A 7380-nucleotide genomic window follows, 5' to 3' on the forward strand; every position below is an offset into this window, starting at 1 on the left:
CGCGACCGCGTGCGCGCGGCGCTGGTCAATTCGCGTTTCGAATTTCCCGCCCGCCGCATCACCGTCAACCTCGCTCCGGCCGAGCTGCGCAAGGAGAGCGGGCGCTTCGATCTGCCGATCGCGCTCGGCATCCTCGCCGCCTCCCGGCAAATCGAGACCGCGGAATTCGGCAACTATGAATTTGCCGGCGAGCTCTCCCTGACCGGCGCCTTGCGCCCGGTTCGCGGCGCGCTGGCGATGACCTGGCGCGCGGCGCAGGACGGGCGCGCCTTCGTCCTGCCGCTGCGCAGCGCCGATGAGGCGGCGCTCGTCGACGGCGCCAATATCTATCAGGCCGGCTCGCTCCTCGACGTGTGCGCGCATCTCGCCGGCCGGCAACCTCTCGCGCGCCCGGAGGCCCAGCCGGCGCTGGCCGCGCCGGCGTATCCCGACCTCGCCGAGGTGAAAGGCCAGGCGCACGCCAAGCGCGCGCTCGAGGTCGCCGCGGCCGGCGGCCACAGTGTGCTCATGGTCGGTCCTCCGGGAACGGGGAAATCGATGCTGGCGGCGCGCTTTCCCGGGCTGTTGCCGCCGATGAGCAGCGCCGAGGCGCTTGAGTCCGGCGCGCTTGCTTCGCTGGGGTCGGCCGGATTCCGGCCCGAGCACTGGAAACAGCGCCCGTTTCGCGCGCCCCACCATTCCGCCTCGATGGTGGCGCTGGTCGGCGGCGGCAGCGACCCGCGCCCGGGCGAGATTTCCCTGGCGCACAACGGCGTGCTGTTCCTCGACGAGCTGCCGGAGTTCGACCGCAGAGTGCTGGAGGCGCTGCGCGAGCCGCTCGAGTCCGGGCGCGTCGCGGTGTCGCGGGCGGCGCGCCAGGCGGAGTATCCGGCGCGCTTCCAGCTGATCGCGGCGATGAATCCCTGCGCCTGCGGCTACCTCGGCCACTTCAGCGGCCGCTGCCGCTGCACGCCCGACCAGATCGCGCGCTACCGGGGCAAGATATCCGGACCGCTGCTCGACCGTATCGACATTCAGATCGAAGTGCCGACGCTGCGCGAGGAAGAACTAGTCTGCGCGAGCCGCGGCGAAAGCTCGCAGCAGGTGCGCGAACGCGCCGAGGCGGCGCGGGCGCGGCAGGCCGAGCGCCAAGGCAAGCTCAACAGCCGGCTCGGCCCGCGCGAGCTGGAAGGATTCTGCCCCGCCGAAGACGCCGCCCGGGCGCTGCTGAAGCAGGCGATCGCGCGGCTCAACCTGTCGGCCCGCGCCTATCACCGCGTGCTCAAGCTCGCCCGCACCGTCGCCGATCTCGCCGGCCGGGACACGATCGGCGTCGCGCACATGGCCGAAGCCATTCAGTATCGCCGCTTCGACGCCTCGCCCTGAATCGCCCGCGCGGGCGATTGTTGCATTCATAAGACCGTAACGAAGCTCCGTCGGCGGATTATTTCTGCGGTGCAAGCCCGCCTGAAATATGCGCGTCATGGTGACCCCTTAGCTTGGGCGCGTCTTACCTCGCAACCGCCCAACCCACTACGGAGATCTCCATGCACTTCCGAAGGAACTTGATTTCGACGCTGCTCGCCGCGCCGCTTGCGCTCGGCGGCGCAAGCGCGCTGGCGCAGCACCTGACTCACGTGCCGAGCGCCAATCCCTGGACTGTCGGCGTGAGCTCGCCCACCGTCCTCTCGCCGGAGCTGGCGCAGATCGTCGCGGCGCAGGGCTCCATGCTGGTTGAAAACCCCACCGACTCCGCCAAGTACTACGGCTATCTCAACGACCGGCCGAACCTGATCCCCGCGCTCGGCAGCAACATCGAAGCGAGCAAGACCGAGCCGGACAAGAATACGTATCTGGTGATCCACGGCCTGAAAGGCGCCGATCCCGCCTACGACTACGGCTCCCACTTCCTGTTCCAAGGGCACGAGCTCGGGGCGGGAATCATCACCCGCGTCAACCTTGACGCGGACGTCGCGCATCGCGTCACCGTGGTGGCGACCCGCGAAGCGAACGGTACCCCGCTCCCGGTATTCGACGGCTCGACCTGGTATCCGTTCTCCGGGCGGCTGCTCTTCAGCCAGGAAGGTAACGGCACCAGCACCGGCGGCATCTGGCAGGCGACCCTGGATGTCCCCTCGGCGGTGGACAATCTCCAGGGGATCATGGGTCGCGGCGGCTACGAGGGCATTCAAGCCGATCCGGACGGCAACATCTGGCTGGTCGAGGACATCGGCGGCACGACCATCAGCGGCGCGAAGCAGCCGAACAGCTTCGTCTATCGCTTTGTCCCGAAGCACAGGTTTGATCTGAAGCAGGGCGGGAAGCTGCAGGTGCTGCAGGTGATTTCGCTCCGCTCCGGGCTGCCGATCACCTTCAAGCCGGCGCCCATCACGCTCGCCGACATCCTGTCCGACGACATCAAGGACCTGCACACCTACGGCAAGGTGTTCGACACCAAGTGGGTGACGGTCCACGACACGGACACCGACGGTACGGCAGCGTTCAACGCGAATGCGCTGGCGAAGACAAAAGGCGGCACGCCGTTCAAGCGGCCGGAAAATGCCCAATTCCGCCCGGGCAGCCACTTCCGCGAGTTCTTCTTCGACGAGACCGGCGATACCAGCGCGACTTCGGCCGCGACACCGGATCACGGAGGTTTCGGCGGGGTGATGAAGCTCACTCAGTGGGGCCCCTCCGCCGGCAGCGGCAAGCTGACCCTGTTCTTCAAGGGCGACCTCGAGCACAACGCCTTCGACAACGTCGCCTTCTGGGACGAGAACCGGGTCGTGTTCGTGGAAGACCGTGGAGATGGTCTTCATGCGCCGGCCAACGCGCTCGATTCCGGGTGGATGCTCGACGTGAGGAAAGACTACTCCAACCCGGCCAACAAGCCGGTCCGCATCATCGCGGAGGGCCGCGACCCGTCTGCGACGATCGACTCGGGATTGGCGGGTACCTCCGGTTTCCAGAACGAGGGTGACAATGAACTCACCGGGATCCATGTCTCCGACGGCGACCCGACGGTGCACGGCCTGCTCGGCGCCAAGATTCCGAGCCCGTTCAAGGACGGCTGGCGCGTGTTCTACACGGCCCAGCACGGCGACAACGTCACCTGGGAGATCATCCGCGCGCCCAAGCGCGATGGCGACCGGGACGATGACGACGACGACGGTCACGATCGCCGCTAGTCGTAGCTGACGTGAAAAGCCCGGCTGAACGCCGGGCTTTTTCTTTTCAGGCGCGCAGCAGCGGCCTGAGCGTCCGGATGTCCCGGATCTTTTCCACTTCCCGGATCGCGGCGCACAGCTTCGCCGCGCGGGCACGCCCCAGAACGGGCGCCATCAGGTCCAGGCTCTTCGCCTCGACCTCGTCGCGGGTCATCGGGTTCTCCGGCGTTCCCCGTACCGCCCGGGTGTGGTGCTCGATCTCGCGCCCGTCTTTCAGCTTGATCGCCACGATGCCCTCTCTGCGCGGCATCGCCCGCGTCAGCGCGTCGTCGCCCTTCAGCTCGATGCGCTCGCGCAGCTCCAGCACCTTCGGATGGCGCATGCGCGCCGCATCGTGAGAAGACTTGAAGGACACGGTTCCGTCGAGCAGCATGACGGCGCACAGATGCTGCATGCAGATGTCGGGCATGTCGCGGTTGTCCGTGGTATTCGCGCCCTGGTGCGCCACGCGCACGATCACGCGCTCGACTTCTCCGGCGCGAACGCGGTGGAGCTTGATCAACTCCAGCAGCGAATCGAGGGGCGCCTGGATCGGCGACCCGACCGACCAGCGCTTGATGTCGGTACGCGCGATCTCGTAGCGCTCGCCGAGCTCTCGCGCCAGCTCCTCCGGATCGGGCGAGTCGCCGTAGGCGACGAAGAAGTTCCGCTCTCCGGAGAAGACGTCCTCGACGCCGGTGAACCCGTGCGCGACCATGAGGGCGGCGGTGACGCCGTTGCGCGCGGGCATGCCGCCGAAGTCGAAGGCCTTTTCTATGTGGCCCTCGTCGCGCATCCAGCACGAGATGCCCGAAGCCTGCTGGGCCGCGTAGGAAATCAGGTACCTCGCGCGCTGCTCGTCGACGCGCGCCAGGGCTCCCGCCGCCGCCGCGGCGCCGAAGGTCGGCCCGAAGCTGTGGGTCGAATGACCTGCCGCCCGGAACTTCAGTGCGCCCAGGGACTGGGTGATCCGACAGCCGACGTCGTAGCCGAGCGCCACGGCGCGCAGCAGCGCCGCGCCGCCCGCACGCTCGCGCTCGGCCATCGCCAGCGACGCGGCGACGATGCCGCAGCCGGGGTGGGTTTGCGAGGGCGAATGCGAATCGTCGGTCTCATCGGCGTGCGCGAGCATGCCGTTCGCGAGCGCGGCGTTCGCGGCCGAGGTGAGCACCCGGCTGCCGGGCACGCACGCCTCCTTCACCCCGCCGAGCGATCGCGCGAACGAGATCGCCTTCTTCCCCGGGCGGAGCCGCGACCCCGACACCATGGCGGCGATCGTGTCGAGCAGGTGGTGCTTGGTCTTCTCGGCGACGGCGTCGGGGAGCGGTCTGCGCGGGGCGCCGGCCATATAGGCGCTGAGGCGCTGCATCACCGGTGAAACGGGCAAGGCGGAAGGCATGTCGATTGTCTCGCGGTATCATGGCCGGATGAACCGGCTTGCGGCGATTGTATGCGGCGCGGCGCTGGCCGTGGTGGCCCATGCCGAGAGCTTCCCGGAGAAGCCGGCGCATTTCATCGTCGGCTTCACCCCCGGCGGCCCGAGCGACATCATCGCGCGCGCTCTCGGACAGAAGCTCTCCGAGCTGTGGTCGCAGCCGGTGGTGATCGAGAACCGGCCCGGGGCCGGCGGCAACCTCGCCGCCGAGGCGGCGGCGAAGAGCGCGCCCGACGGCTATACGTGGCTCCTCGGCAACAACAGCATCCTCGCGACCAACCAGAGCCTGTACAAGAAGCTCGCCTTCGATCCGGTGGCCGACTTCGCGCCGGTGGCGCTGGTGGCGATCCAGCCCAATATCCTGGTGGTGAACCCCGCCGTGCCGGCGACCTCGGTGGCCGAGCTGATCGCGCTCGCCAAGGCCAGGCCCGGCGCGCTCAACTACGCGTCCTCCGGCAGCGGCGCGGCCGCGCATCTCGCCGCAGAGCTGTTCAAGGCCATGGCGGGCGTGGACATGGTCCACGTGCCGTACAAGGGGGCCCAGCCGGCGCTGACCGACGTGATCGCTGGGCAGGCGCAGCTGATGTTCGCGACCTCCGCGTCGGTGATTCCGTACATCAAGGCGGGACGGCTGCGCGCGCTCGCCGTCACCAGCGCGAAGCGCTCTCCCAGCGTGCCCGACCTGCCGACGGTGTCCGAGGCCGGCGCAGAATCGGGACTGAGGGGCTTCGAGGCGGTCACCTGGCACGGCGTGGTGGTGCCGCGTGCCACCCCGCGGGCGCTGGTCGAGCGGCTCAACAGGGACATCGTGCGGGCTCTGAACGCGCGAGACCTGCGCGAGCGCCTGGAATCGCTCGGCGCGGAGCTCGCCCCGGGCACGCCCGAGGATTTCGCCGGCTACATCGCGCGCGAGATTCCGAAATGGGCGAAAGTGGTGAAAGATTCCGGCGCCCGCGCCGAATAGGCTTGTGGTAAGTTTGCTGCCCTTGAGGGGAATCCGATATGAGAAGCGTGACAAGCGTGACGGCATGCCTGTTGTTCGCGGGTGCGGCCGTGGCCGCTGAGATCAAGGTGCTGAGCGCGGGCGCGGTCGAGCCGGGCCTGCGCGCCGCGGCGGGCGCCTACGCGAAGCAATCCGGAAACGAGGTGAAGATCACCTTCAACACCGCCCCCGAGATCAGGAAGCGCGTCGCCGCCGGCGAAACCTTCGACGTGGTGATCGCCCCGCCCGCCGCCTTGGACGAATTCGCCGGAAAAATCTCGGCCGAGCGCGTCGGCCTCGGGCGCGTGGGACTGGGGGTCGCGGTGCGCCCGGGCGCGGACGCCCCTGACATTTCCAGCACCGAAGCGCTCAAGCGCTCGGTGCTCGCCGCCGATTCGATCGTGTACAACCGCGCCTCGACCGGAATCTATCTCGAGAACCTGTTCAAGAAGATGGACCTCTACGATCAGATCCTGTCGAAGACCACGCGCTATCCCGACGCGGGCGCCGTGATGGAGCACCTGCTCAAGGGCAAGGGCAAGGAGATCGGCTTCGGGCCTGTCACCGAGATCCTCCTGCATCGCGACAAGGGCCTGAAGCTGGTCGGTCCGCTGCCGGCCGACATCCAGAACTACACGTCCTATTCCGCGGCGCCGATGACCGCCTCGGCGAACGCCGAAGGCGCGAAGGCCTTCGTCCGTTATCTGGGGAGCCCCGAGAGCAAGGCGCTCCTCGTCGCCGCGGGCGTCGACTGAACGGACAAGACGTGAAGCTCGCGCTGCTGGTCCTGGCGGTAGCTTTGCCGAGCGCCGCCATGGCCGCGGACGTCAGGATCCTCGCCGCCGCGGCGGTCGCTCCCGGCCTGAGCAAGGTCGCCGAGCAGTACCGCAAGGACACCAAGAACCGGCTGAGGATCCAGTACGCCAACCCGCAGCAGCTCGAGCGGCGCGTAGGCGCGGGCGAGTCTGCGGATGTGCTCATCGGCTCGCCCGGGCTGATGAACGACCAGCTGCGCCGGAACAAGATCGAGGCGGAGAAGCACATCTTCCTCGGCCGCGTGGGCATCGGCGTCGCGATCCGCTCGGGCGGCTTCGATCCCGACATCGCCACGCTCGACCGCTTCAAGCAGGCGCTCCTCGGAGCCGACGCGATCGTCTACGCCCAGCCCGGGGCCGGAACCTACCTGGAGAAGCTGTTCGAGCTGCTCGGCATCGGCGAGCAGCTCAAGCCGAAGACGGTCCGCTATGCCGGCGCGACACAGGTGCTCGAACACATCGCGGGCGGCAAGGCCATGGAGATCGGCTTCGCGACCCTCCCCGAGATCCGGCTGTTCGAGGGCAAGGGGGTGAAGCTCATCGGCCCGCTGCCCGAGCAGATCCAGCAGACCACGGCCTATTCGGCCGCGGTCATGACCGAGACGACCGACGCGGAGGTCGCGCGCGAATTCATCCAGTACCTGGAATCGCCTTCGGCGAAGGCGATTTTCGCCTCGGCCGGGTTCGACAACTGAAGCCGCGTCAGCGACTCAGCTCGAGCACGTCGAAGCCGGCGTAGCGGTCGACGATGTAGATCAGTCCGCGGGAATCGGTCTCGACGTCGTTGGTCTGCGGCGCGGCGCGTCCCGGCGCGGGCTCGGGGATGAAGAACCCGACTTCCTGCGGCGCCAGCGGGTCGGCGATGTCGACGATGCGCAAGCCCCCGGCGAACCAGGCGCAGTAGAGCAGCGTGCCCTCCATGTGCTCCTGGAACTGGTGCGCGCCGAAGCGCCCGGGCGTGGC

General features: G+C 68.3%; 7 protein-coding genes. 5 read left to right on the plus strand and 2 right to left on the minus strand.

Annotated features, from left to right (window positions below):
- Window positions 1-1365 (plus strand): YifB family Mg chelatase-like AAA ATPase (locus VMJ70_12160; GenBank protein HTO91877.1); only part of this gene is annotated, 1365 nt, incomplete at its 5' end.
- 161 nt (window positions 1366-1526) lie between these two features.
- Window positions 1527-3167: an alkaline phosphatase PhoX gene (locus tag VMJ70_12165; GenBank protein ID HTO91878.1), complete on the plus strand. Its 1641-nt coding sequence runs from the start codon at window positions 1527-1529 to the stop codon at window positions 3165-3167.
- A gap of 46 nt (window positions 3168-3213) precedes the next feature.
- On the opposite strand, the gene VMJ70_12170 is transcribed toward VMJ70_12165, so the two are convergent.
- Window positions 3214-4584, minus strand: a complete 1371-nt coding sequence (locus VMJ70_12170) for an MmgE/PrpD family protein (GenBank protein ID HTO91879.1) — start codon at window positions 4582-4584, stop codon at window positions 3214-3216.
- Between VMJ70_12170 and VMJ70_12175 the strand changes: the two genes are divergently transcribed.
- Genes VMJ70_12175 through VMJ70_12185 form a run of 3 tightly spaced genes read left to right on the plus strand, consistent with a single transcriptional unit; the run spans window position 4583 to window position 7112 of the window.
- Window positions 4583-5584, plus strand: coding sequence for a tripartite tricarboxylate transporter substrate binding protein (locus VMJ70_12175; protein HTO91880.1), 1002 nt, complete (start codon window positions 4583-4585; stop codon window positions 5582-5584). The two genes, VMJ70_12170 and VMJ70_12175, sit on opposite strands and share 2 nt — an antisense overlap.
- Before the next feature lie 38 nt (window positions 5585-5622).
- Window positions 5623-6357 carry a substrate-binding domain-containing protein gene (locus VMJ70_12180; GenBank protein ID HTO91881.1) on the plus strand — a complete coding sequence of 245 codons (735 nt, stop codon included), beginning with the start codon at window positions 5623-5625 and terminating at the stop codon, window positions 6355-6357.
- 11 nt (window positions 6358-6368) lie between these two features.
- The gene (locus tag VMJ70_12185; protein HTO91882.1) at window positions 6369-7112 is read left to right on the plus strand and encodes a substrate-binding domain-containing protein; all 744 of its coding nucleotides are present in this window, start codon (window positions 6369-6371) and stop codon (window positions 7110-7112) included.
- 7 nt (window positions 7113-7119) lie between these two features.
- On the opposite strand, the gene VMJ70_12190 is transcribed toward VMJ70_12185, so the two are convergent.
- The coding region (locus VMJ70_12190) for a hypothetical protein (protein ID HTO91883.1) at window positions 7120-7380 on the minus strand (261 nt) is incomplete at its 5' end.

It is taken from the genome of Candidatus Sulfotelmatobacter sp. (genome assembly GCA_035498555.1).
Taxonomy (GTDB): Bacteria; Eisenbacteria; RBG-16-71-46; order RBG-16-71-46; family RBG-16-71-46; genus DATKAB01.

What these genes read in the sequence shown, in the direction of transcription:
- VMJ70_12165 (HTO91878.1), top strand. Translation starts at nt 1,527, where the DNA reads ATGCACTTCCGAAGGAACTTGATTTCGACGCTGCTCGCCGCGCCGCTT.
- VMJ70_12180 (HTO91881.1), top strand. Translation starts at nt 5,623, where the DNA reads ATGAGAAGCGTGACAAGCGTGACGGCATGCCTGTTGTTCGCGGGTGCG.
- VMJ70_12175 (HTO91880.1), top strand. Translation starts at nt 4,583, where the DNA reads ATGTCGATTGTCTCGCGGTATCATGGCCGGATGAACCGGCTTGCGGCG.
- VMJ70_12170 (HTO91879.1), bottom strand. Translation starts at nt 4,584, where the DNA reads ATGCCTTCCGCCTTGCCCGTTTCACCGGTGATGCAGCGCCTCAGCGCC.